A 23,674-nucleotide genomic window follows, 5' to 3' on the forward strand; every position below is an offset into this window, starting at 1 on the left:
GGCAGTCCGTATACGGGCTGCCTTTTTTTATAAATCCAGCCCCTGTTTCTTGTAGTCGTTCAATTTATTACGCAGGGTGCGTACGGATATACCGAGCAGTTCGGCGGCTTTGGTGCGGTTGCCGGAAGTCTGGTCGAGGCTTTTTATGATCAGCTTCTTTTCCATCTCGGAGATCGGCATTACCGCAAAATCTGCGGCGACACCATCCGGGGTTCCGGCCGGATCTGCCGTTGCAGCGCCTTCGGTATGTGCTTCGTCCGGCATCCATGCGTCGGGATCGTTGAGGAAATGTTTGGATTCAATGGGACCGGCGCCGGCCAGCAGCACGGCTCTTTCCATCAGGTTCTGAAGCTCGCGAACATTGCCGGGCCATTCGTAATCCAGCAGCCAACCGGTTGCCTCTTCAGAAAAGGCCAGCGAGGACAGGCCGTACTCGGTACAGTATTTATTTACGAAAAATTTTGCCAGTAGCAGAATATCTTCCCCCCGCTGGGAGAGTGCCGGAAGTTTGAGCGGTATCACGTTCAAGCGGTAGAAAAGGTCCTGCCTGAATTTGCCTTCTTTAACCGTTTCTTCAATGGCTCTGTTGGTGGTTGCCAGAACACGCACATCAACTTTGACGGTTTCCACTCCTCCTACACGGTCTATTTCTCCTTCCTGCAGAACTCTGAGCAGTTTGGCCTGCAGTCCGAGTTCCATTTCAGTTATTTCATCGAGCAGGATGGTTCCGCCGGAGGCCAGTTCAAATTTACCGAGTTTGCGGTTGATTGCTCCGGTAAACGCCCCTTTTTCATGTCCGAAAAGTTCCGATTCCAGTAGATGTTCGGGTAACGCCGCGCAGTTGATGGCCACAAAGGGCTTATCTGTCCGGTCCGAGTGATGATGCAGAAAGCGGGCGAACATTTCTTTACCTGTACCGGATTCGCCGGAAATGAGAACGGTAGCTTTTGATTTGGCTACTTGTTTGGCAAGTCCCAAAACACGGGCCATGGCCGGATGCTGGCCTATAATCTGATATCGTCCCTGCGTACCTTTCTGCTTTGCCGCGTCGGGCTTATCCGTCGCTCCCAGCTGTTCAGGGGTAGGCATTGATGAAGGCTTTTCATCGGGCAGCATCAGTTTGATCTTTTCCCATGAAAGAGGTTCCAGCCAATAATCACGAGCACCAAGTTCCATGAATCTCTGGGCTTCGTCTGCGGAGCCGTTGCGGGAAAAAACAACAACGGGCGGGAAATCTTCAATGTTAACAGCTTCGGCCAGAAGGGCCTGAGCGGAATAGCCCTGCATAACCGGCCTTGTGAATATAAGGCACGGTTTTGACTTTTTGATAAAATTGACCGCCCCAGCAAGGTTGTCAGCCAGTCCGGCTTGAAACCCCGCTTCTTTAAGAGGGGAAAAGACAGAAGTCACGGATTGCGGTTCGGCTATAAATAGTAATGTACTCTCTGGCATATAGATTCCATATATCTAAGTGAGCAGCTTTTCAACACCATATATATTATTGACGTTGATAAATTATTGAAAATAGCAAAACAGTGTAAAAATTGAGAGATTCGTACGTTACATCCTGGAGCGAAAGTGTGTTTTATCTTATTTGGGGCATAATTGTTTTAAGTCTGCATGATATCATGGCCTCGCTTTCATTCATGTTGATTAGAAAGGAAAATTTATGATCAAAACGTAAGAAATTTTGAAATAATTTCGATTTACGAAAAAAACAAAATTGTGTGCAGTTGGCTTTTGCAGAAAAAAAGAAGACTGTTTTTAACAAAAATGAGTTTTCTTTGGATATATTATTCGCAAAACGCTAAAAAGAGAAGTGTTCATCCAAAAAAGGGGAGGACTTGCCGAATTTTGTTCCATTTGGTACCCATTTTTTGGCCTTAGAACATTTATTTTACGGGATTTGTACAAAAGTGATAAAATTTAACAATGTCAATAAATACTACGGTGACTACCACGCCCTGAGGGATATCAACCTTCATATTAAAAAAGGCGAGGTTGTTGTTGTCTGCGGACCTTCAGGGTCTGGGAAAAGTACCATGATCCGCTGTGTTAACCGGCTTGAACCCATTCAGGAAGGTGAAATACTTGTGGAAGACATGGACGTTAACGGGCCGAGGGTGAACCTGCCTCTGTTGCGGGCTGAGATCGGCTTTGTTTTCCAGTCTTTCAATCTTTATCCGCATATGACGGTTTTGGAAAATATTATTCTGGCGCCGACTATGGTGCGGAATATGAAACGCAAGGACGCCGAAGAGCTGGCCATGGAGCTTCTTTCCAAGGTTAACATTCCGGACAAGGCCGGCGATTATCCTTCCCAGCTTTCTGGAGGGCAGCAGCAGCGTGTGGCAATCGCCCGCGGATTGGCCATGCGCCCGAATATCATGCTTTTCGACGAACCCACTTCCGCTCTTGACCCGGAAATGATCAACGAGGTTCTTGATGTAATGAAGGCTTTGGCCCGCGAAGGCATGACCATGGTTTGCGTAACTCATGAAATGGGCTTTGCCCGTGAGGTTGCGGACCGGGTTATCTTCATGGACGAGGGCAGTCTCATTGAAGAAAACACACCGGAAGAATTCTTCAATAATCCTCAGCATGAGCGTTCCAAACTCTTTCTGAGCAAGATCTTATCACATTAGGGATTAATCCATCAGGTTCCGTGAATTTGATGGGTCTAGATAAGTACGGTTAGGAAATGCCTGTAAGTTTGTTTACAGGCTTAGTATCAGGAATTTAGCGGTTTCCGTGTCGGAGCTCGCATTCCTTATACTCTTTGTCTATTTCCACGCAGGAGGAAAGAATGAAAAGGTTTATGACTCTGGCTCTCGCAGCCGCTCTGGTTATGGCTTTCGCTGCAACTGCTTTTGCAGGTGCCACCTATGACAGAATCATGAAAGACAAGGTTGTTCGCGTCGGTATCATGACCGACTCCATCCCCGGTGCTTTCTACAACGCCAAAAAAGAATGGGTCGGCTTTGACGTTGACATCGCCAATGAAGTTGCAAAACGTATGGGCGTAAAAATCGATCAGGTTCCCGTCAACAACAAAACCCGTATTGGTTTCCTTCAGCAGGGACGTATCGATCTTTCCGTTTCCAACATGACTCACAAGCGTTCCCGCGACAATTCCATCGATTTTTCTATTACTTACTTTTTTGACGGCCAGAAAATGCTCGCTCCCAAAGGTAAGTTCTCCTCTCTCAAGGATTTCGTAGGCAAGAAAATTGCCGTTATGCAGGGTACAACTTCCGAACTGAATGTTAAAAAACTGCTCAAGAAACTTGGCGACGCAGCTCCCAAAGTTATCTCCTACCAGAAAGAGTCCGAGTGTTTTCAGGCTTTGCAGATGGGTCGCGTAGACGCATGGTCCACTGACTCCACCATCCTGCTCGGTTACTCCGCACAGGTTCCCGGCAAATACGAACTCGTGGGTGACTTCTTCTCCAACGAGCCTTATGGAATCGGTCTGGTTGAAGATGATTCCAAGCTCCGCGATACCGTTAACTTCATCATCCAGGATATGTGGAAAGACGGTACCTACGAAAAGATCTACAACAAGTGGTACGGTCCTGATACCAAGTACTACTTCCCCCTCACCGAACAGGTTGAAATGTGGCCCTAGGCTTCATTTTATATGCTAGACAGGCGGGACCGTTAGTGGTCCCGCCGCTTTCAAGGTCCAGAAAAGGTTTTTAAAATAAATTTTTTAATTCTTGAGACGAGGATTTCTCAGGGATTCCAAAGGTGATTATCGCCTTTGGCCGCCGGAGACGAAACCAATTCGTCAAAAGCGGGAAGCGCATCATATAAAAAAGAAAGTTTTTGCAATGATTAATCGCTATCTGGAAAAAACATGGGTTCAGTACCTGTGTCTGGCTGCCATAACCGGACTATTGGTATATTATTTCGGCTGGGTCTTTGACTTCGGCTATAAATTCGACTGGACCGTTCTTTATAAGAAAGACGCCTCTTATGGCGAGGTACTCGGTAATATGCTCGTCACCGGACTGGGATTGACGATCAGCATCTCACTGATGAGTTCGGCCATTGCGCTGGGGCTCGGTATCCTTTTCGGTCTGGGCAGGCTTTCGCAGTTTAAGCCGGTGTACTATTTCTGTACCTGCTATGTTGAATTTTTCCGGAACACCCCGTTACTTGTTCAGCTCTTTTTCTGGTACTTTGCCCTGCCCATGGGATTACCTGAAGGGGTGCGTGATTTTCTTTTCGACCAGAATTTTGAGATGATTTCCGCTACGGTAGGTCTTGGTATCTATACCAGTTCCTTCATGGCCGAGGTTATTCGAGCCGGTATTCAATCCATACCCAAGGGATTGCTTGAAGCGTCCTATTCTTCCGGTCTGACCCCTTTTCAGACTTTGACCAAGATTATTCTTCCCTTGGCTTTCCGTGCGATTATTCCCCCGCTGGGCAGTGAATTCCTCAACAATATGAAGAACTCCTCACTGGCTATGGTTGTCGGCGTTCCTGAACTTTGCTGGGCGTCACAGCAGATCGAGGGAATGACCTTTAAAGGCTTTGAGGCAACTACTGCGGCCACGGTCATTTATCTTTCCTTATCCCTGATCATTGCCGGTATCCTGACCCTTATCAACTGGAAGTTGCAGATTGTCCCCGTCAAGAACCGCACTCTGGGACATAAATTTGCGCATATGCTTTTCTGGCCCTTTGAGGCTCCGGTGGCTTTCATTTCCAGAATGCACCGCAGAATAAAGCGTAAACGTCAGGATGATTTCAGCCTTTCCAAAGCACAGGCGGCGCGCAGGGCCTTTTTCACAAAGTTGTTCAAAATTTTGGGTCTGATCTGGAAAAGTGCTTTTCTGGGATGTCTGGCTTTTCTGCTTTTTTCAGCTGTCTACGGTGTTTCCAAATTCAATTTTCAGATTATCTGGGATAACCTCGGAACCATGCTCTGGTGGCGTTTTCCCCAGGGTGGAGCAGATGAAATTCTTTGGGGTCTGGGCGGTTTGTCTTTCTCCATACTCATGTCTGTGATAGCTATCTCGATCAGTTTTTTTATCGGGTTGGTTGTTGGGATAGGGCGTACTTCCAAGAACAAGCTTTTTCAGATTCCGGCTACTCTTTATATTGAACTTATCCGCGGTAACCCGCTGATTATGGTCATCTTCTGGATCTATTTCTTTATTCCCATCCTTACCGGGCAGTTTTTAAATGTATTCTGGTCGGCCACTATCGCACTGACAATTTTTACCGGAGCCTATCTGGGTGAAATCGTGCGTTCCGGTATCCAGAACCTGCCCCCGGGACAGTTCGAGGCGGCTGTATCCACCGGACTGACCTATTGGCAGACCATGCGTAAGGTAATTCTTCCGCAGGCTTTGAAGCAGATGCTCCCGGCCATCGTCGGGCAGTTTATCGCCATCTTCAAAGATACCTCGCTGGCTTTTGTTATCGGTGTACTGGAGCTTACTTTTGTGGCGCAGGGACTGAACAACAGGTTGATGATTTATCCTTTTGAGATTTATACCACCATAGCATTTTTATACTTTATTTGTTGCTACCTGATGAGTCTCGTGGCAAGACGACTCGAACGGAAGCTGTCCACAGAGACCTTCCGTCTGCAGATGTAATTGATCTTCCTCCCCCGTTTATCGGGGGAGGGCAGTTGATATATAAGCGTTTCGGAGTTGTCTCATGCTCGGTAAGAGTGTTCCTGTTTTTTGCTACCATGCCGTCTGTGAAAAGGATGGGCTTTCCCCCGTCGCGTTTGCCGCTCATCTAGATATGATGCAGGAGATGGGGTTCAAAACCATCACCGCCGATCATCTTTTTGAAATATGTCTGGGCCGCAAACCCATTGATGACAAATATGTGGTGCTCACCTTTGACGATTGCCACATAAGTAATTGGATCAACGTTGTCCCCATGCTTGAAGAGCGGGGTATGACCGGGGTCTTTTTTGCGGTCAGTGATTTCATCGGCGCAGGAAAAATCAGGAGCAGGGCGGATGTTAAAGAAATTCTGCCCATGCGTGAGGCTTTTGTCATGGCTCTTTCCCGTGATGATAATTCCCAGTTCATGAATGAAGAGGAATTGAAGTCTCTCGTCCATGATAAGGGTATGGAAGTCTACGCCCACACCTGCCGGCATCAGGGCTGCTTTAAGGATTTACGATTCAAGGGTAATTATTCCGCATCTTCCCATTGGTCCACATGGGGCATCTACCGTAAATTCAATGCCGAACTTCCCACTTATGATTATGGCAGCGCCTTTGCCTATAACGGGTTCTGGCCCCAATTCAGAAAGGGGAAAGTAACTTTCAAGCGCCGCAGTGATGATGAAAGACGTAAATTTATCCGCGATGATTTTAAGCGCAGTCTTGATAAAATCAAAAAAATAAACGGAGCGCGCCGTCAGTTCTTCTGCTGGCCGTGGGGAGACTTTGACAGTCTCGGTATGCAGGAGGCCGCCGCAGCGGGATTCTCCGGTACTTTTACTCTGGAACGTTCAGCGAATATGCTCGGTACGGACCCCATGCGCATCAATCGTATCGGAGTCGGTTCCGGCAAGGACGCCGCGTGGATCAAAAAACGTTTGCTCATGTACTCCAATGAAGCTCCGGCCATGCTTTGTTTTAAGTTTTTCACAAAGCGTAACGACATAGGCAAAATTTTATATATTACTGATTCGGATAAGCTCTCCGGAGGCAGCAGGCAACTGGTCAACAGCGCACGGGCCATGCTTCAGTCCGGTCTGGGGGTAGTCTCGGTGCTTAAACCCGGTTCCATGCTTATTCCCGTGTTGAAAGAGATGGGAGCGGATGTTGTTCTGCTGGACGATTTTAAGAATATTCTAACTGCCGGAGCTTTTCTTTCAAACGTGATTGAGGAGTATCAGGTGGATGTTGTTCATACCTTTCATAACCGGGCAGTAAAGATCGGTTGCATTGCCAAGGGGCTTTCCCTGCTTGGTGGTCGTAAGCATAAACTTTTCTTTAACCGTGGGGTCATTTACAAGCCCAACCCGCTGGCTCCGCTCTTTTCCCTCATAGGCAACGGCTATATCTGCAATTCCGCCAGAAGCCGTGAGGTGCTGCTCAAACATTTCGTTCCGCCCAAGCGGGCGCAGGTTGTCTACAATTCTTTTGTGGGCGGTGGTCGCAAGCCTAAACGTTCCGCTGAGACTTCTATTATTTATGTCGGAAACGGGGGCCATGCCAAGGGCGCGGATGTCTTTATCCAGTCCGTTGATCGCCTTCTTGCCAAGGATAAATGCGAGGGTGTGCGTTTTATCGCTGTGGGTTTGAAGGATATTTCCAGCTTCAGCGAGAATGCTTCTCCGGCAACGCTGGAACGCATTGAGAGTCCAGGCTTTATCGCGCATGAGGAAGTTGGAAAACTACTGGCGACCTCACATATTTACGTTATGAGTTCCCGGCTGGAATCCATGCCTAATACCCTGCTTGAAGCATTCGATGCCGGACTGGCCGCCATTTGCACCAAAGCAGGCGGAACCGGGGAGTTGATCCGTAACGGGATGAATGGTTTCCTCTGTGAACTGGAAGACAGCGAAGGGCTGGCTAAGTGCATGAAGACGCTCATTGATGATACCGAGCTGCGGGGTGAAATGGGACGGCTTAACCGCAGGATTGTGCGCACTTTTATGTCAAGTTCGGCCAAGTCTCGGTCTTTGTTGAAAGTCTACTCGTCCATGCCCGGCGATGAACCGCAGGTCGATCTGCCGGATATTGACGGTTTGATTAAAAAATAAATTTTAATGCGGTATGATTTTTAAAGGGAAGGGCGGTTTGCAGCTCTTCCCTTTTTCTTTGGGGTGTTGTGGAGAATATCTCTTTTGGTTAACGTGGGCATGAATAATCCAAGTCTTAATGAAAAGGGAAAGTTAATGGGTAATTTATATAGCGATAACTACTGGGCCGATATGTATGCTGCGGTGCGTCGTAAACTTCTGATCGGCTCTGTGGGGGCGAAGCATCTTTTTGATACCGGGGCGCATGCTCTAGAATCCAACCCGCAACTGGGTGTCGAGCTTTTGCTGGCGGCTTACATCGCTAATCCGCTTGACGGTAATATGGCAACGCAGCTTGCACAGGTGGAAGGCCTGCTGCCGCTTTTTCCTTCGTCCACAGCTGCCTGCCTTAAGAGCGTTGCGGCTCGTTTCAGCAAGCCGGAAAATCTTTCATATTTCATGCGTATCGCGGCCAAAAGGGATGCCGTAAAAATTAAGAACTACATACTTTCCTGTCTGAAAAAGGAACCGGGAAATTTGTTCTGGATACAGCAGGGGCTGGTTCATGCCGGAGCCTTTGCGGATTTCCGTTTCGGGTTGGAGCTTTTATCCGCTAAGTTTCCCGACGAACTTCTTCCGGCAATCAATTGCGCCAAAGCTTTTTTTCATTATATGGACGGAAATGCTGCTGAGGCGCTCCCTTTGCTCATGTCCTCTTCCGATGTGTTCGGGCTGAACAACATGGCCCATCTGGCGGCTTCCGTGACCTTGAGGCTCGGTGAACGTGAAACAGCTATATCAATTCTCGCCGGGGCTGTGGACGCTCAGCCGTGGAGGGTTTCCGAAGCCATGCGGCTCTATGATCTGGCTTGCGGTCTGGATCAAAAGAAAGTGCCCCTGCCCGGAAATACGGCTGTCCTGCTTTACTCCTTCAATAAAGCGGATGAGCTGGACGCGACCCTTGAATCCCTGCATCAATCCGAGCTGCACACGGCTAAAATTTTCATGCTTGATAACGGTTCCTCGGACGGTACAGCTGAAGTCTTGGATAAGTGGCAAAGCCAGTTCGGTGAACGTATGGTACGCATCGACCTGCCGGTTAATATCGGCGCGGCAGCAGCACGTAACTGGCTGATGCATGAACCTCAGGTGCGGGAATGTGAATTCGCGATCTATCTTGACGATGATGTGGAAGTTCAGCCGGATTGGATTTCTCGGCTCGGCGCAGCTGTTGAGGCCTATCCCGATGCGGGAGTCTGGGGTTGCAAGGTGCTTGATCACGCCGCTCCGGCAGTGATGCAGTCCGTGGACCTGCACATGATCCAGCCCGTCGGTGATGAGGGAGAAGGTCCTGAGGTGGATCTTTCCAAAATAGCGCCCAATCCTTTTCGTTGTTCAGATCTGCATCTGTACCTTCTCGATAGCGGTTTTTTCGATTACATGCGTCCCTGCGCTTCTGTAACCGGCTGTTGTCATTTGTTCAGGACACAGAAGCTGCTTGACAACGGAGGCTTTTCCTTGTTCCTTTCTCCCTCGCAGTATGATGACCTTGAGCATGACCTGCGTAGTTGTCTGAAAGGTGAATTTCCTGTTTATCAGGGACATCTCGGCATCCGGCATCGTAAACGTTCCGGATTTGCCAGCCATACCAGCTTCGTACAGGAAGGTAATGCTCTGGGAAACCGTTACAAGATGCAGGCCATGCATCCGCGTAGCGAAATACTGCGTATAATGGCTGAGGAAGAAAGGCTTCTTCAGTCCGACCTTGAGAAAAAGATGCAGTATCTGGTGCGGAAGGGTTTTCTGGCCGGATAAATAAATACAGGGAGAGAGTAATGTCCGACCACGATCAAACTCAGGATTTTTTGAACAACCTGCCCGAACTTGAGCCCGGTAAAACTTTCGGCTTTGCCTGCCATCCCGGAGTTCCTTGCTTTAACGCCTGCTGCGGTGACCTTAATCTTATGCTCACACCTTACGACGTTCTGCGTTTGCGTAAGGGACTGGGGCACGATAGTAAAAAATTTATTCATAATCACGCTGATATTACCCGCACTCCCGGTGTCGGCTTCCCCATGTGCAAGCTGCGCATGCTCGATAATGCCAAACGCAGCTGTCCTTTCGTTCGTGAAGAAGGCTGCTCTATTTACGAAAACCGCCCCGGAGCATGCCGGACATATCCGCTGGGGCGCGCTTCCCGCATGGATGAGAACGGTGAGACAATCGAACAATTTTTTATCGTGCAGGAACCTCACTGTCGCGGATTTGAAGAAGAGAAAGAATGGACCAGCACAGAATGGCTTAAGGATCAGGGGCTTGAACCTTACAATGAAGTAAATGACCGTTACATGCGGCTCATGAACCGTGCCCGCAAGGCCGGGGTCGTTCTTGATGAACGCAAGTTGAATATGGCTTTTCTGGCCCTCTATCAGGTCGATAATTTTATGAATTTCATCAAGGATATGAACGTGTTCTCTCGTCTTGATATTTCTGAAGAACGTCAGCAGGCTATCCTCAGTGACGAGGAAGAATGTCTTAGTTTTGCCCTCGACTGGGTTGAGCTGATTGTGCTTGGTTCTTCCGAAAACCTGTCGCCTAAAAAATAGCCGCGGCAGCTCAGTAAGTTTGTCAGGCTGTAAGCGGAATGCCGGTCCGCAATATCCTGCGCGGTATTGCGGACTTTTTTACAATCCCCAAAATTGAGCAGCCTTACCTGAAAAAGAAAGATAATTAATTACATAATGCGCGATGATGGTCGGATATATTGACCGTGTGCAATACATGCAGATCATGAGTCCGGAGCCGGTGACAGCTGTTGCGATAATTGCAACCGGGCCCTGCGACCAGTGAATCAACCCGAATATGACAGCTGAAAGGAGAAAGATTTTGGGGATGGAATAACCGCGCTCTTTGAGGGTGGTGAAAGCAAGCCCGCGGAAGATCACTTCTTCCGCAATAGCGACAAGTGCGAGTCCGAGAGTCATATCCAGCATGTAAAGCGGGGAGTCTGCGCCGATGGGGATGGACCCCAGCCGCATGGACGGCAGCAGCTTGGACCAGAGGGTGAAACCCGGTTCGTCGAGGCAGAGCCCGAAGATTGTTATGCCCAGTGTCCAGAGGATAAGCCGTTTCAGGGGCATGTTCACAAGGCCTAGATCCTTACTGCACAGAGTGTTTGTTTTCAGCAGATAAAACAGGAATGCCAGCGGGATAATTTTGGCTCCATAGTCAATTGTCAGCCAGAGCAGTTCGTGCTTTATAAAGATGTTGTTGAAGTCATTCAGGTAGAACGGCAGGGCCGCGAGAATGAGTATTGCAGTTTTATTATTGATCACGCGGATTACTCCTTGCCAAGCGCGCATTGCTGATTATTAATTCTATGACGATCTTGCGCGTAGGATGGCGAAGCCTTATTTAAAAAGTTTGGGAATCTTAAATCCTTTTCAAAGGGGTTAAGCAGCCGGAGGCGAAATGTTATTATCAAAAAGCGCGATACGTCTCAAATAAATTGGAGATAAAATTGTCAGAGCAATTAAATACAGAATTAAGCAGCCCGAAGATACTCTCTGCGGATGAATTTGCAAAGATAAGGGCTGATTTTCCCGCTGACCGGAAACTGGTTTTTACCAACGGTTGTTTTGATATTCTTCATGCCGGACATGTGGACCTGCTTTCCCGTGCTCGCGAGCAGGGAAATCTGCTGGTACTGGGGCTTAACAGTGATAAATCCGTACGTTCCATCAAGGGGGAGAAACGGCCTGTTAACGGGCAGCAGCAGCGTGCATTTGTCCTTTCCGGTTTGGCCTGTATTGATTATGTTATCTTTTTCGATGAGGATACCCCGTACAACCTGATCAGTAAGGTCCAGCCCGATGTGCTGGTCAAAGGCGGCGACTGGAGCGTGGATAACATCGTCGGGCGTGATATTGTTGAGGAGCGTGGCGGTAAAGTGCTTTCCCTGCCTCTGCTGTCAGGCTATTCTACAACAGGGTTGATCCGCTATATCCGGGAGAATAATATTGAATAGACGCGCTGCGGTCAGGGCTGTCTTTTCTCCTGAAATCATTCCGGTTTTAAATATTTCATTTTTGTGCTAGTTTTTTTCACGTTTATTGGATTGGATGTTGTTTAGGTGTTGACAAGGCGATTGAAGTTGGGCTATTAAGCTCGACTCGCTTAGCGAAAAGGGCCAATAGCTCAGTTGGCAGAGCCCCCGGCTCATAACCGGATGGTCCCAGGTTCGAATCCTGGTTGGCCCACCACTTATTTCATATGGATACATATCAAAATACAATCCAGAATATTTATGCTTTCTGATTTATGAAGGCTGATGTGCTCCCGGGGGAAATCCCTTGCGGGAGCATATTATTTTATTGTATTTTGATGTGTTCAGATTGATTAAGAGTGGAAATAATTGAACATCTTCCCCGTGCGGACATAAACAGCCGTGTGGTGGGCATATGGTGGCAGTTATGAAAACAGCAGATGTAATCAGCAGGATCGAGTCTCTTGTTCCTTCGGGGTATGCCGCCCCTTGGGATAATTGCGGTGTTCAGATCGCAGGCCGGGAAAGGGAAGTCGGTAAAATTGCCGTGGCCCTTGATCCGCTGCCGCAGGTTGCCGCAAAAGCTCTGGAATGGGGGGCTCAGTTTATTCTGACCCATCATCCGCTGGCAATTGAGGCTAAGCTGCCCGCAAAGCTGGACTGGTTCCACTCTGTGATGAAGCAGGTCCTCTGCGCGGAGGCTACTCTTTTTGCCTCGCACACCTCTTTGGATGTGCAGTTTAAGGGAGTTGTTTCATGGCTGGGCCGTGAGCTGGAGCTGGAAAATCTGCGCGTACTTGACCCGGTTGCGGAAAACGAGGCCGGTGATATACTCGGGTTCGGATGTATCGGCGAGTATACAGCCCCGGTTGTTTACGCTGATTTTGTTGAACGAGTTTCGCGGCTTTCCGGATGCGGGGTTGTTTCCCTGTGCGGACCGGAACCGGAGAAGGTCGGCTGTGTTGCCATGTGTCCCGGTTCGGGATCATCGCTCATGGACAAGGCTTTCGGCCTTGGAGCGGATGTTTTCATTACCGGGGATGTGAAGTATCATCCCGCACAGGAAAGTGTGGGCGCGGTGCTGGATGTGGGGCATTTTTCTCTGGAAGAAGAGATGATGCGCCGTTTTTCCGCTGTTCTGGACGAAGAACTCGGAAATGAAGTGGAAGTTAAATTTTTCAGTGGACGCAATCCTTTCGCCCATTACGTGCAGGGGGAAGGCGTTCGCAGGCCCTGATCGGGCTGTCATGACAAAAGAGAATTAACAGGAACGTAGAGGCCTTACGGGACTGTATTGTTAAGTTTCCGAACATCGATGTGGCGGAGGTCGTTTTAAAGACCGTCCGCAAAAGGGGACCCCATAATGTATGAAAAGCAGATAGAACAGCTTGTAGTTTTGCAGAAGGTTGATGACGAAATTATCCTTCTTGAAGCGGAAATAGATCAGGCGCCCAAAGATGTGGCTGCCCTTGAATCCCGCAAGGAATCCCTTGAAAAACGCAAACTGCAGCTGACCGAAAAGCTTGAACTGCTTGCCGAGCAGAAGAAAAAGCTTGAAGCCGAGATCGAAGAAGATTCCGTTAAGGTTAAGAAGAGCAAAAGTAAACTGATGCTCGTCGGAACCACCAAGGAATACCACGCCATGATGCGTGAAATGGACAGTCTTGAAAAGCTGAACAGACTTCGTGAAGAAGAGAAGGTCACCGTACTTGAAGAAAACACCCGTCAGGTTGAGCTTCTGGCTGACATTGACGGTAAAATCAAGGAACTTGACGCAGAGCTGGATGAAAAGCGCGCCGGTCTCAAGGAAAGACTTGCCGCAGCCAACAGCGAGCTGGAGAAACTTACCAAACGCCGCAATAAAGCCGGTGAAGTTGTTCCCAAGCCAATTCTCGGTCGTTACGAATTTATTCGTTCCCGTCTTTCCCATCCCGTTATTGTGCCTGTTGAAGACGCAGTATGTTCCGGATGTAATATTATGATTCCCCCGCAGGAATTCAATGTTCTGCAGGAAGGAAAACAGATACTGAGCTGCCCCAACTGTCAGCGCCTTATCTACTGGATTGAGCACGTTCCCGAAGCTGCGAAGCCTAAGGCTCTCCAGAAAGACGAAGCTTAATTTTTAATGCCCCGTGATCTTGAGTGGAATCATTTTTGTGATTCTCACGCCGGTCTTAAGGGGTGATATGAATAGGATTTTTAGGAGTTGGACGGATCATCGCCGCGGCTTAGCGCCGGGGAGGAAAGTCCGGGCTCTTCAGGGCAGGACGCTGGGTAACTCCCAGCGGAAGCGATTCCGGGAAAGTGCCACAGAAAACAGACCGCTCCGATGAATTTTTATCGGAGTAAGGGTGAAACGGTGGGGTAAGAGCCCACCGGCGGGTATGGTGACATATCCGGCCAGGTAAACCCCGTCCGGAGCAAGACCAAATAGGGAAGTGTTTGAGGCCGGCCCGGCCGAGCTTTCGGGTAGGTTGCTTGAGGTGTATGGTAACATGCATCCTAGAGGAATGATGATCATCCGCTTCGGCGGATACAAGACCCGGCTTATAGTCCGACTCCTCTTTTATTGCTTTGATTAGAAAGGGGCAGCCTTAGGGCTGCCCCTTTTTTTATTATTAAGATTTTTTAAATTCTTAACGGTTTTGCCATACATGATGGCGAAGCCTTATTAAAAAAAGTTTGGGATTCTTAAACCCTTTTTAAAGGGGTTAAGCCGCCGGAGGCGAAATCCTTATATAAAATTGCGCGTAGCGCATCAGATCAAAAGGATCTAAATCATGAGTAAATCCGGTGAAGTTTGGGCTATCCTGCTGGCAGCAGGCAGCGGCACCCGTCTGGCAGAGGCCGTTGGCGGGGTCAAAAAACAATTCCTTGAGTGGAAAGGCTTTCCGCTCTTCTGGCATTCCGCCGTTACTTTTTCCCTGACTCCTGCTGTTTCCGGCATTGTCTTCGTCTTTCCGCCCGATCAGGTGGAGGAGATGAAAGAAGTTGTTGCCGGTCTGGACGGTGCAGATTCACTGGGTATGCGTTTTAAGATTACCGCCGGGGGAAAACGCAGACAGGATTCCGTATTCAATGGCTTGAATGAACTTCCTTCCGGGTGTACCCATGTGCTGGTTCATGATTCAGCGCGTCCTTTTGCTTCAGTAAAAATGGTCAGCGGAATTATTGACCGGCTGCAATCCGGTGAAGATGCGGTTATCCCCGCAATTGAGGTGACTGACACCATCAAGGAAGTTGTTGACGGTGTTGTGGAAAAAACCCTGATGCGTTCCCGCCTGAAAGCGGTGCAGACGCCGCAGGGCTTTGACCTGGCCACCCTTTACGCTGCTCACAAACAGGCGGAAGAAGAAGGATGGGACGTTACGGATGACGCATCCATGGTGGAAATGGCAGGAAAGGACGTTTATATTTGCGAGGGAGAGGAAGGTAACCTGAAGATGACCAACCCGGAAGATTTAAAACGTATCGAAGACGATAAGCGTACCGTTCCATGCGTGGGCTGGGGCTACGATGTCCATAAATACGGTCAAGGGCGGCCAATGGTGCTGGGCGGTGTTCCCATTCCCGGAGGTCCTGAAGTCATAGCCCATTCTGATGGCGATGTACTGCTGCATGCTTTGGCTGATGCCATTCTGGGGCTTTTCGGCGGTGGCGACATAGGGCATCACTTTCCGGATACTTCAGCGGCCTGCGAAAATATGTCCAGCGGGATTATTGTTAAAGAGGTTCTGGTTAAAGCTGAAGAAGCGGGCGTGGAGATTGTCCATGCTGACCTGACCATTATAGCCCAGATTCCAAAGCTTTCTCCGCACCGGGATTTGATCCGTAAAAATGTGGCTTCGCTACTGGGGCTCGATAAAGCACAGGTCAATGTAAAGGCTACCACGGAAGAAAAACTCGGGTTTACCGGTGAGAAAAAGGGCATCAAGGCTGTAGCCGCGGTGACCGGTCTGAAAAAGATATAAGGCCATACCATGAGCGGTAAATTCTTTTTGAAAGTATTTCTGGTGCTGGCATTGTTAACAGCAGTTGCCGCCGGAGGATATTTTAAACTCGAGGAATTTTCCGAGGCCAAGGTTCGCGAGGCCGTGGAGCGTCTTTCGGATGCGGTCCGGGTCGATTTTGAAAGAGCCCTGATCAATCCTTTCGATCATTCTCTGCATGTGTGGGGTCTTGAGTGCCGGTTTGCCACTGGAGCTTATTGCACGGTCCGCAAGCTTGAAGTGCAGTCCTTTGATCGTGAACATCGTGTCCCTCACTTTTTCCGGGGGAGGGTTCAGGGCGTTTCCGTGCCGGTTGAGTTTATAAATCTGGGAACTCTTGCCCGTGATTTCCGTAAAATGGGCTATGATAAATTGAATTTTGACCTCTTTGCCGACTACAGCTATGAAGACGGAACCAAGCGGCTGTCGGTTAAGTCGGTTGATTTTTCCGGCGCTGATCTCTGCCGGGTCAGGGCGGGATTCAGCCTGGGTGATTTCAGTCTGCGGGGCCCCGGAATCGGCGGTGTTATCGGCACCAGTATGCTTGATGGCAATCTTATGTGGCAGGATAAATCCCTTGCCGGTAAAATTATGACCTTATCCGCTAAAAGCGAAGGTCTTGAACTCCGGCTATATCGGGACAGGCTGCTTGAGTCTCTGCAGTTGAAGATGCAGGAGTCAAGAAGCCGAGGTAACGGCTATGCTGAGAATTTTTATTCTGAACTGATTAAATTTATAGATAATCCTGAAAGGATAGTTGTCCGGGTGGAACCCACTGAACCTGTCCCGTTGCTGTATATGTTTATGGGACGCAGCTTTGATGAATTGCTGGACCTCTACGGGATCACGGCCGAGGCAAATTTTTATTCACGAAAATAAGGAGTGGCTATGCGCCTTTACAATACACTCAAACGGAAAAAAGAAGAGTTTGCACCTCTGAACGGAAATAAGGTTAATATGTACGCCTGTGGTATCACGGCCTACGACCTTTGCCATATCGGCCATGCCCGTTCTTCCGTCGTCTTTGATATTCTGGTCCGTTACCTGCGCTACAAAGGTTACGATGTGACATTTGTACGTAACTTTACCGATGTTGATGACAAGATCATCAACCGGGCGAACGAAACCGGTGTATCCCCCACTGAACTTGCCGAAAAATTTATCGGTGAATTTTATGTGGATATGGATAAACTGAATATCCTGCGTGCGGACATTGAGCCCAAGTGTACCGAGCATATTCCGGAAATGATCGAGCTGACCAGCAGCTTGATAGAGAAGGACCATGCTTACGCCACACCATCTGGAGATGTGTATTTCAAAGTTCGCTCTTTTGATGATTATGGAAAACTCTCCGGTCGCAATATCGAAGACCTGCAATCCGGGGCGCGCATTCAGCCCGGTGAGGAAAAGAAAGATCCCCTTGATTTCGCATTATGGAAAGCCGCCAAGCCCGGTGAACCTTCATGGGAAAGCCCGTGGGGACAGGGTCGTCCGGGCTGGCATCTTGAATGTTCGGCCATGAGTGAAAAATATTTTGAACTTCCTTTTGATATTCATGGCGGTGGTCAGGATCTTAGCTTTCCTCATCATGAAAATGAAATCGCCCAGAGCGAAGCTTCAACAGGAAAGGAAATGGCCCGTTTCTGGGTTCACAACGGTTTTGTGCAGATCAATTCCGAAAAAATGTCCAAGTCACTTGGTAACTTTTTCACCATTCGGGATATCATAGAAAAGTTTATGCCCGAAACTCTGCGCTATTTTCTGCTGACCATGCATTATCGCAGTCCCCTTGATTTCTCTTTTGAAGCTTTGGAAGAAGCGGAGAAGGGCATCCGCCGCGTTTATTCCGCACTGGAACAGACCCGCGAAGCTCTCAATAAATCCAAATGGTCCAAAGCCGCACTGCCCGAAGAAGTTATGGCGGAGATCGAAGAGGCTGAGAAAGGCTGGGCCGATGCAATGGAAGATGATATGAATACCGCCGGTGCGCTTGGTTATGTTTTTACCCTTATCCGTCTGGCCGGACGAATCGGTGAGGAAAAAGCATGGCGTAAATCTGAAGGCGGCCGTGACGCATGGCTCCGTATCCTTGAGGATATGAAGAAATGGGGTGAAGTGATGGGTATTTTTACCCGCGAACCTAAAGAATTTCTTGAAGAGCTAAAACTCTGCATGCTTGAGCGCAAGGGAATTGATGTCGCAAAAGTTGAAGAGCTTGTCGCTGCCCGTCAGGATGCCCGTAAAAATAAAGATTTTTCCCGTTCCGATGAGATCAGGGATGAGCTGATAGAGCTTGGAATTGAAGTTAAGGACACTCCACAGGGAGCTGTCTGGTCAGTTATTTAGATTTCGCACATATAAACTCGCAATGTTAAAGAAACCGGATTTCGATCCGGTTTCTTTTTTTTTATTAACAGGGTACAAAGGGGAAATTTAATATCATTTTGAGGGTACATGCGAATCGGGTTAAAAGCTAAAAGCTATCTCATTGTTTTTATGATCTGTCTGTTGGTTCTTCTCGGCAGTGGTCTGCTGGTTTTTAAGCTTAATAAAAATGTTCTATCAAAAGTGGATAAAATCCTTATTAAGGAAAACCTGAATCGTGCTGATTTCGCCATACAGAAAGAAATAGATTCATTGCAAGGAAGTTCCCGTGACTGGGCATGGTGGGACGCTTCCTGTGAATTTGTAAATAATTTAAATGAAAATTATGCCAATTCCAACTTTACGCCTGATCCGCTTATAAACCTTGATCTCGATATTCTGCTGTTTTGTGACAGCAAAGGAAAATTCTTTTATTCCCATTCTGCCGACGGCACTGAAGATGTTGAAATGTGTTTTTTTAAAGAGGGCTGCGCTGGGTATGAACTCATCAGTAAATGCGGCCTTGAAGGGTTGAGCGGTCTGATCAGGATTAATCACAGGCTGATGCAGATTTCCATTCAAAAAATCATGAAACACGAATTTGACGGCCCCCCTTGCGGCACACTGGTCATGGGCCGTTATTTCGGAGACAGGCAACTGAATAAGCTGGGTGCAGCCCTGCATATGAATCTTTCCTTCCGCGAATTAAACGGTTTCCCTCAGAAAAATATTTTTTTTACTGCTCCCAAAGAGGGAAGTCCGGACATCGAAGGTTTTATGCTTTTGAAGGATATCCTCGGTAATCCACTGGCCTACCTGTCTTTGTCCGCTAAGCGGGATGCTTATGGACTCGGCGGTTCACTCTTTAATGTGTTCATCCTTTTTATGTGCGGTTCGTTGCTGCTTCTCGGAATAGCGGCCATTTTTGTGCTTAATCGCTATTTTGTCGCGCGTGTGAAATTATTGCAGGCCCAGTTGCGGGGTGAATATTTTTCAGGACCGGAAAAAAGAAAAATCAGTTTAAGCGGCACGGATGAACTCAGTGATCTCTCTGTTTCCGTAAATAATATTCTGGTTATGTTGCAGGAAGAAAGGATGAAGGCTGAAACTGCCAACCGGATCAAGACTGAATTCCTTGCCAATATGAGCCATGAAATCCGCACGCCAATGCATTCAATTCTGGGTATGGTTGAATTGCTGCAAGGAACAAAACTTAATGATGAACAACGCGAATTTTTGAACATTGCCGGAACTGCCGGGGAAAATCTTCTTGAAATCATCAATGATGTTCTTGAAATATCCAAGATAGAGGCCGGCTATCTGGAAATTGAGAATCATGTGTTCCTGCTGCATGAAATGGTGGAACGAGTTGTCAGGGTCTTTGCGGCCGAAGCCGCTCGCAAAGACGTGCAGGTGCTCTGTCATATAGATGAAGGCGTTCCCGATAAAGTCCTAGGCGATGCAACCAGACTTCGGCAGGTGCTCAATAACCTGATCAGTAACGGTATTAAATTCACCAGCAGGGGAATAATCACCGTATCACTTACCTTTGATGACGGGATAATCAATTTTATGGTCAAAGATGAAGGAATAGGGATTGCGCAGGAAAAGCTTGATTATATTTTTGATAGTTTCACGCAGGCGGATTCTTCCACATCAAGAAAATATGGTGGAACCGGATTGGGATTACCTATTTCCCGCAAACTAGTTGAAATGATGGGTGGTAAAATTGATGTCTCCAGCACCGAGGGAGAAGGTACTACCTTCCATTTTTATGTAAACCTGAAGCCTGTTTAAACTTAATTATCAAAAATAATAACTGTTTTTATCTTTTGATATTGACAAAGATAATGTAAGAACTAATTCATAAGGAAGTGAAGATAAACAACCTGTGAGGTTCGCATGTCTGATTTACTTGGTTTGGTTGCGGTGTTCGCAGTCGTTTTTATTATCGTAAAAGTAGTTATCCCGAAACTGGGAGTCGCGCCTTGACAGATTGGTAAGGGATCCCGTGGGGATTCCAATAAGAAAGGCGGCGGTTGCGGAGGCAATTAATTTATGCCGATTTATGAATACAAATGTAATGTGTGCGGGCATGAATTCGAGGAACTGGTCCTTTCATCCTGCGCCGAGAGCCCGGTTTGTCCTGAATGCAAAAGCCCGGAAACCGAGAAGCAGCTCTCCTCGTTCAGTTCAGGAGCTTCTTTTGAGGACCCGATGCCTTCCATTCCTCCGTCAGGAGGATGTGGCAGTTCAGGATTCAGCTGAGGTTAGCAACTCTTCCGGTCGGAAGATTGATAAAAGAAAACCCCGGTCCAATTGGGCCGGGGTTATTTATTTTTACTGGTAAGTCTGGCGCATGTTGTCGATTAAAACTTTTAACCGGCAGTCATAGGTATGTTCAGCGAGGATTCTTTTGCGGGCGGCTTTAACTATCTGCTGTCTGGCCGGTTCGTCGTTCAGGTATTTTTCTACCAGCTGTGGTATTTCCTGCGGGGAATTGTACACGGCTATCTCTTTGCCCGGCTCGAACAGCTTTTCCATCTGGTAGCGGTGGTCGGTTAGAATAAATCCATTACAGGCCGGAACATCAAAAACGCGCTGGTTGACCGCACCTTTCATCTGCTGGCTGGTGCAGTTGAAGTTGATTTTTGAACAGGGGTAGAAGCGAGGAAGATCGGTGTAATAGGAAAGTTCACGGTGGTATTCCCATGTGCTGTCATTCGGCAGCAGCTCTCCCCAGCCGTTGTCGCCCACGATAAGCGGGTTAAATTCGAGGGTCTGCTTTACGCAGGAAAGCCGGTACTCAAGTGTCGCCTGCCAGATGATCAGAGTTTCAAATGCCAGCTTACGGTGCGGGGTAATCAGGTTTTCATATTCCGACAGCAGTTCGGGGTAGTCTGTTCCAAGAAATTTTAAAACCGAGTGTTCTCCGCTCTCTTCAAATGAATGTGCGATTTCTTTGTACTTTTCAGCCAGAACACCGGAAATACCTGAGGCTTCCAGCCGTTTGGCGGTTTTGTGGACCATGGAATTACCAACAAAGGAAATTTCCCGTGCCCAACGGCTTTCCCCGCATCCTTTGGCGGGCAGGAATCTTGTCTGGTCTGTACCCAGTGGCAGATGGAAAATATGGCTGAAACCCATCTGGCTCAGCGAATCCATGCGGTCGGCATCCCATGTGAATATGGCGGTGTTCGAGTCTGCCTGCGTTTGATAAAGCGGCAGGATGAGCATGGGGTTATCCACAAACCATGAAGCCAGCGGCAATTTGTATTTATGGAGCAGGGTATTTAGAACCCCTTCCTGATCGACTCCCAGATGGTTGACCGTGAGTACGAAGTCAGGGCGGAAAGTATTTATAGCCGAGGAAATGCGGGACACAAAATGGTCCAGATCCATCTCTTTGGCATCCATGTTGATGAACATATGCGGCACGCCCTGGCGCTGGCAGGCGGCAACAATCTCACCCATGAGGAAATATTGGCTGGTGAGAAGCAGTATTCTAGGTTTTACCTGCTTGAATTTGGGCCAGACCGGAAACTCTATGCTGACGTTTTCCTGTTCAAGATACAGAGCTTCCATTTGTGAATAGAAAGGGGATAGTCGAAGGTAAAAAGGGTTTTTCAGCAGTTGGATCTTTTTCCCAGAGTTTGCTTCCAGCTCCATGATGTGCCGGACTGCATTTTCCGGGGAACTGGCATTGATCCATATCAGATTATGGTTTTTACGAAGTTCTTCCTTTAACCCGCTGGCAGCTAGAATCTCTTTTTCCTGATCAAGGATCAGCAGGGTGCGGTTCTGCTTTTCGAGTAATTTCAAGGCTGCCACGCCTATACCGGAGCCGACCAGCAGGGGGATTTTGTCTTCTTCGAGTTGTTCGGCTAGTTCCGCTTCCCTGCGAACTCCGTATTTGCCCCACATGTGCCTCTTCTTACCGTCCGCAATTATGCGGATATCGATGAGTTCATCATTTTCACGGACTGTTTCGGCAATGTATCTCGGGTGCATAAGAACCTGTCTACCACGAATCTCGGGCTGGTTTATGGTAAAAAAATTCAAGTCTGCGGTTTTTACGTCTATTTGCCGGAGTGTCGTTTTTTACCAGTGGCTGGGTGTCGGCATAGCCCACTGCTTTCAGCCTTTTGGGCGCTATGCCCCCTTTTTCAACTATATAGCGCAGGGCGCTGGCAGCTCTGGCTGAAGAAAGCTCCCAGTTTGTGGGAAATTTACGGGAATGTACTTCCTTGTTGTCCGTGTGCCCTCGAACTACTAGATTGTAGTTGTGGTCCTTTAGAATACTGATAACTTTGTCCAGTACTTTGTAGGCATCCGGTGTGAGTTTTGCCGTTCCCGGATGAAATAGGGCAGCCGAGTCTGTGCTGACCAGAACTCCGTCCTGATCCGCTTTTACACCGGATGATTTGCGGGTGGCGTCTTCTTCATCCAGCAGGGCCTTGATGCGCAGAACCAGTCCCAGCAACCGTTTGTCGTTGCTGTCCATCTTAACTTCTTTGCGTTTGAGATCCGATGGAGTGAGCGCAAGGTAGTCCGCTTCCTGCCGTTCTATATTTACCCCGAAAGCATCCTTTAGCGAGCCGAGCAGTTCCTTGAATTTTTCAAGGTCGTTGTTCGCAAATGAAAGCAGCAGCACAAAAAAGCAGAGTAGTAGAGTTACCATATCCGCGAATGTGGCCATCCACGGGGGAAGCCCTTCTTCCGGCGGCGGTTCAGTATTCTTGGGTTTGATGATTACTACTTTTGCCATTCCGCGTTCCGTTGATTATGCCGAGGCATCACGCAGGCCGGGAGAGAGGAAGGCCTGTAGTTTTTCCTTTACAATGGAGGGATGTTCCCCTTTTTGGATAGAGACGACTCCTTCGACCATGATTTCCATGTAGGAAGCTTCCTCAAGTGAACGCTCTGAAAGCTTGGTGGCCAGAGGCAGGAATACAACGTTAGCCAGAACCGATCCGTAAAGGGTAGTCAGCAAAGCAACCGCCATTGCCGGGCCGATTGCGTCAGGATCACTCAGGTTTGAGAGCATCTGCACCAGACCTATCAATGTTCCGATCATTCCGAATGCCGGGGCCATGGCTCCCATTCCCTTCATGACTCCCTGTCCTTGAAAGTGCCTTTTTTTCATGGCGTCAATCTCGATTTCCATGATGGCCCGGACAAGATCTCCGTCTGTACCGTCTGCAACCAGGATAATCCCTTTTTTCAGGTATTCATCATCGATGGCAACCTTTTCTAGGGCAACGAGGCTTTCCTTTCTCGCAGTCTCGGCAAGGGCAACAATCTGGTCGATCATTACCTTGGGGTCTTCTGATTTGGAGAAGAAACCCTTAAGGGCAATTTTGAAAGATTTGAGAACAACACCCATGGGAAACATGATAAACGCCGAGGCAAAAGTACCTCCCACAACTACTACAAGGGAAGGGGGATCGATAAATCCGCCAACATTACCGCCCATGACAATAGTTGCTATGATAAGGCCGAAGCCGCCGACAATTCCTATTAAAGTTGCAATATCCATACG

The 23,674-nt window shown here is 48.3% G+C and carries 19 protein-coding genes, 1 tRNA gene and 1 other RNA gene; 16 read left to right on the forward strand and 5 right to left on the reverse strand.

The genetic code is table 11. The features are described from left to right. Window positions 1–27: 27 nt before the first annotated feature. A complete protein-coding gene (locus ACKU35_RS05600; RefSeq protein ID WP_319763954.1) occupies window positions 28–1,452 on the reverse strand; it encodes a sigma-54 dependent transcriptional regulator in 1,425 nt (474 codons plus the stop codon). A 464-nt stretch (window positions 1,453–1,916) separates the two neighbouring features. On the opposite strand from ACKU35_RS05600, the gene ACKU35_RS05605 reads away from it, so the two are divergent. The 6 genes from ACKU35_RS05605 to ACKU35_RS05630 all read left to right on the forward strand — a co-directional run bounded on the left by ACKU35_RS05605 (window position 1,917) and on the right by ACKU35_RS05630 (window position 10,340). Next, the gene (locus ACKU35_RS05605; protein ID WP_319763956.1) at window positions 1,917–2,645 is read left to right on the forward strand and encodes an amino acid ABC transporter ATP-binding protein; all 729 of its coding nucleotides are present in this window, start codon (window positions 1,917–1,919) and stop codon (window positions 2,643–2,645) included. A gap of 161 nt (window positions 2,646–2,806) precedes the next feature. Beyond that, window positions 2,807–3,628 carry a transporter substrate-binding domain-containing protein gene (locus ACKU35_RS05610; protein WP_319763958.1) on the forward strand — a complete coding sequence of 274 codons (822 nt, stop codon included), beginning with the start codon at window positions 2,807–2,809 and terminating at the stop codon, window positions 3,626–3,628. Window positions 3,629–3,833: 205 nt separating this feature from the next. Further along, entirely contained in the window at window positions 3,834–5,615 is a 1,782-nt protein-coding gene (locus ACKU35_RS05615; RefSeq protein ID WP_319763960.1) for an amino acid ABC transporter permease, read from the forward strand. Between the two features lie 64 nt (window positions 5,616–5,679). Continuing rightward, window positions 5,680–7,755, forward strand: coding sequence for a glycosyltransferase (locus ACKU35_RS05620; protein WP_319763962.1), 2,076 nt, complete (start codon window positions 5,680–5,682; stop codon window positions 7,753–7,755). A gap of 135 nt (window positions 7,756–7,890) precedes the next feature. Beyond that, a complete protein-coding gene (locus ACKU35_RS05625) occupies window positions 7,891–9,549 on the forward strand; it encodes a glycosyltransferase (RefSeq protein ID WP_319763964.1) in 1,659 nt (552 codons plus the stop codon). Window positions 9,550–9,569: 20 nt separating this feature from the next. Further along, window positions 9,570–10,340 carry a YkgJ family cysteine cluster protein gene (locus tag ACKU35_RS05630; RefSeq protein WP_319763965.1) on the forward strand — a complete coding sequence of 257 codons (771 nt, stop codon included), beginning with the start codon at window positions 9,570–9,572 and terminating at the stop codon, window positions 10,338–10,340. 78 nt (window positions 10,341–10,418) lie between these two features. Here ACKU35_RS05630 and ACKU35_RS05635 read toward each other — a convergent pair whose 3' ends face one another. Continuing rightward, entirely contained in the window at window positions 10,419–11,069 is a 651-nt protein-coding gene (locus tag ACKU35_RS05635) for a CPBP family intramembrane glutamic endopeptidase (RefSeq protein WP_319763967.1), read from the reverse strand. Between the two features lie 185 nt (window positions 11,070–11,254). On the opposite strand from ACKU35_RS05635, the gene rfaE2 reads away from it, so the two are divergent. The 10 genes from rfaE2 to ACKU35_RS05685 all read left to right on the forward strand — a co-directional run bounded on the left by rfaE2 (window position 11,255) and on the right by ACKU35_RS05685 (window position 20,400). Next, window positions 11,255–11,761, forward strand: coding sequence for a D-glycero-beta-D-manno-heptose 1-phosphate adenylyltransferase (rfaE2, locus tag ACKU35_RS05640; protein ID WP_319763969.1), 507 nt, complete (start codon window positions 11,255–11,257; stop codon window positions 11,759–11,761). A gap of 159 nt (window positions 11,762–11,920) precedes the next feature. Then, window positions 11,921–11,996, forward strand: a tRNA-Ile gene (locus tag ACKU35_RS05645). 210 nt (window positions 11,997–12,206) lie between these two features. Beyond that, complete coding sequence (locus tag ACKU35_RS05650) at window positions 12,207–13,016, forward strand: Nif3-like dinuclear metal center hexameric protein (RefSeq protein ID WP_319763971.1); 810 nt, start codon at window positions 12,207–12,209, stop codon at window positions 13,014–13,016. Between the two features lie 126 nt (window positions 13,017–13,142). Then, window positions 13,143–13,898: a C4-type zinc ribbon domain-containing protein gene (locus ACKU35_RS05655; protein WP_319763973.1), complete on the forward strand. Its 756-nt coding sequence runs from the start codon at window positions 13,143–13,145 to the stop codon at window positions 13,896–13,898. 83 nt (window positions 13,899–13,981) lie between these two features. Next, window positions 13,982–14,345, forward strand: an RNA gene (gene rnpB / locus ACKU35_RS05660) — RNase P RNA component class A. 214 nt (window positions 14,346–14,559) lie between these two features. Continuing rightward, window positions 14,560–15,750 carry a 2-C-methyl-D-erythritol 4-phosphate cytidylyltransferase gene (gene ispD, locus ACKU35_RS05665; RefSeq protein ID WP_319763975.1) on the forward strand — a complete coding sequence of 397 codons (1,191 nt, stop codon included), beginning with the start codon at window positions 14,560–14,562 and terminating at the stop codon, window positions 15,748–15,750. A 9-nt stretch (window positions 15,751–15,759) separates the two neighbouring features. Next, window positions 15,760–16,647 carry a hypothetical protein gene (locus ACKU35_RS05670; protein ID WP_319763977.1) on the forward strand — a complete coding sequence of 296 codons (888 nt, stop codon included), beginning with the start codon at window positions 15,760–15,762 and terminating at the stop codon, window positions 16,645–16,647. Between the two features lie 9 nt (window positions 16,648–16,656). Next, a complete protein-coding gene (gene cysS, locus ACKU35_RS05675) occupies window positions 16,657–18,114 on the forward strand; it encodes a cysteine--tRNA ligase (protein WP_319763979.1) in 1,458 nt (485 codons plus the stop codon). A 108-nt stretch (window positions 18,115–18,222) separates the two neighbouring features. Continuing rightward, window positions 18,223–19,929 carry an ATP-binding protein gene (locus ACKU35_RS05680; RefSeq protein ID WP_319763981.1) on the forward strand — a complete coding sequence of 569 codons (1,707 nt, stop codon included), beginning with the start codon at window positions 18,223–18,225 and terminating at the stop codon, window positions 19,927–19,929. 261 nt (window positions 19,930–20,190) lie between these two features. Beyond that, window positions 20,191–20,400 carry a zinc ribbon domain-containing protein gene (locus tag ACKU35_RS05685; protein ID WP_319763983.1) on the forward strand — a complete coding sequence of 70 codons (210 nt, stop codon included), beginning with the start codon at window positions 20,191–20,193 and terminating at the stop codon, window positions 20,398–20,400. A gap of 72 nt (window positions 20,401–20,472) precedes the next feature. Here the strand turns inward: ACKU35_RS05685 and ACKU35_RS05690 are convergent, their stop codons facing one another. The 3 genes from ACKU35_RS05690 to ACKU35_RS05700 are packed head-to-tail and all read right to left on the reverse strand — an operon-like array spanning window position 20,473 to window position 23,671. Then, entirely contained in the window at window positions 20,473–22,143 is a 1,671-nt protein-coding gene (locus ACKU35_RS05690; protein WP_319763985.1) for a glycosyltransferase, read from the reverse strand. A gap of 10 nt (window positions 22,144–22,153) precedes the next feature. Then, on the reverse strand, window positions 22,154–22,900 hold the full coding sequence (locus tag ACKU35_RS05695) for an OmpA family protein (RefSeq protein WP_319763987.1): 747 nt from the start codon (window positions 22,898–22,900) through the stop codon (window positions 22,154–22,156). Between the two features lie 15 nt (window positions 22,901–22,915). Next, window positions 22,916–23,671, reverse strand: a complete 756-nt coding sequence (locus tag ACKU35_RS05700) for a MotA/TolQ/ExbB proton channel family protein (RefSeq protein WP_319763989.1) — start codon at window positions 23,669–23,671, stop codon at window positions 22,916–22,918. Window positions 23,672–23,674 lie beyond the last annotated feature (3 nt).

Origin of the sequence: Maridesulfovibrio sp. (assembly GCF_963676065.1) — a bacterium.
Classification (GTDB): domain Bacteria; phylum Desulfobacterota; class Desulfovibrionia; order Desulfovibrionales; family Desulfovibrionaceae; genus Maridesulfovibrio.

What these genes read in the sequence shown, in the direction of transcription:
- ACKU35_RS05600 (WP_319763954.1), bottom strand. Translation starts at nt 1,452, where the DNA reads ATGCCAGAGAGTACATTACTATTTATAGCCGAACCGCAATCCGTGACT.
- ACKU35_RS05610 (WP_319763958.1), top strand. Translation starts at nt 2,807, where the DNA reads ATGAAAAGGTTTATGACTCTGGCTCTCGCAGCCGCTCTGGTTATGGCT.
- ACKU35_RS05615 (WP_319763960.1), top strand. Translation starts at nt 3,834, where the DNA reads ATGATTAATCGCTATCTGGAAAAAACATGGGTTCAGTACCTGTGTCTG.
- ACKU35_RS05620 (WP_319763962.1), top strand. Translation starts at nt 5,680, where the DNA reads ATGCTCGGTAAGAGTGTTCCTGTTTTTTGCTACCATGCCGTCTGTGAA.
- ACKU35_RS05625 (WP_319763964.1), top strand. Translation starts at nt 7,891, where the DNA reads ATGGGTAATTTATATAGCGATAACTACTGGGCCGATATGTATGCTGCG.
- ACKU35_RS05630 (WP_319763965.1), top strand. Translation starts at nt 9,570, where the DNA reads ATGTCCGACCACGATCAAACTCAGGATTTTTTGAACAACCTGCCCGAA.
- ACKU35_RS05650 (WP_319763971.1), top strand. Translation starts at nt 12,207, where the DNA reads ATGAAAACAGCAGATGTAATCAGCAGGATCGAGTCTCTTGTTCCTTCG.
- ACKU35_RS05655 (WP_319763973.1), top strand. Translation starts at nt 13,143, where the DNA reads ATGTATGAAAAGCAGATAGAACAGCTTGTAGTTTTGCAGAAGGTTGAT.
- ispD (WP_319763975.1), top strand. Translation starts at nt 14,560, where the DNA reads ATGAGTAAATCCGGTGAAGTTTGGGCTATCCTGCTGGCAGCAGGCAGC.
- ACKU35_RS05670 (WP_319763977.1), top strand. Translation starts at nt 15,760, where the DNA reads ATGAGCGGTAAATTCTTTTTGAAAGTATTTCTGGTGCTGGCATTGTTA.
- cysS (WP_319763979.1), top strand. Translation starts at nt 16,657, where the DNA reads ATGCGCCTTTACAATACACTCAAACGGAAAAAAGAAGAGTTTGCACCT.
- ACKU35_RS05680 (WP_319763981.1), top strand. Translation starts at nt 18,223, where the DNA reads ATGCGAATCGGGTTAAAAGCTAAAAGCTATCTCATTGTTTTTATGATC.
- ACKU35_RS05685 (WP_319763983.1), top strand. Translation starts at nt 20,191, where the DNA reads ATGCCGATTTATGAATACAAATGTAATGTGTGCGGGCATGAATTCGAG.
- ACKU35_RS05690 (WP_319763985.1), bottom strand. Translation starts at nt 22,143, where the DNA reads ATGCACCCGAGATACATTGCCGAAACAGTCCGTGAAAATGATGAACTC.
- ACKU35_RS05695 (WP_319763987.1), bottom strand. Translation starts at nt 22,900, where the DNA reads ATGGCAAAAGTAGTAATCATCAAACCCAAGAATACTGAACCGCCGCCG.
- ACKU35_RS05700 (WP_319763989.1), bottom strand. Translation starts at nt 23,671, where the DNA reads ATGGATATTGCAACTTTAATAGGAATTGTCGGCGGCTTCGGCCTTATC.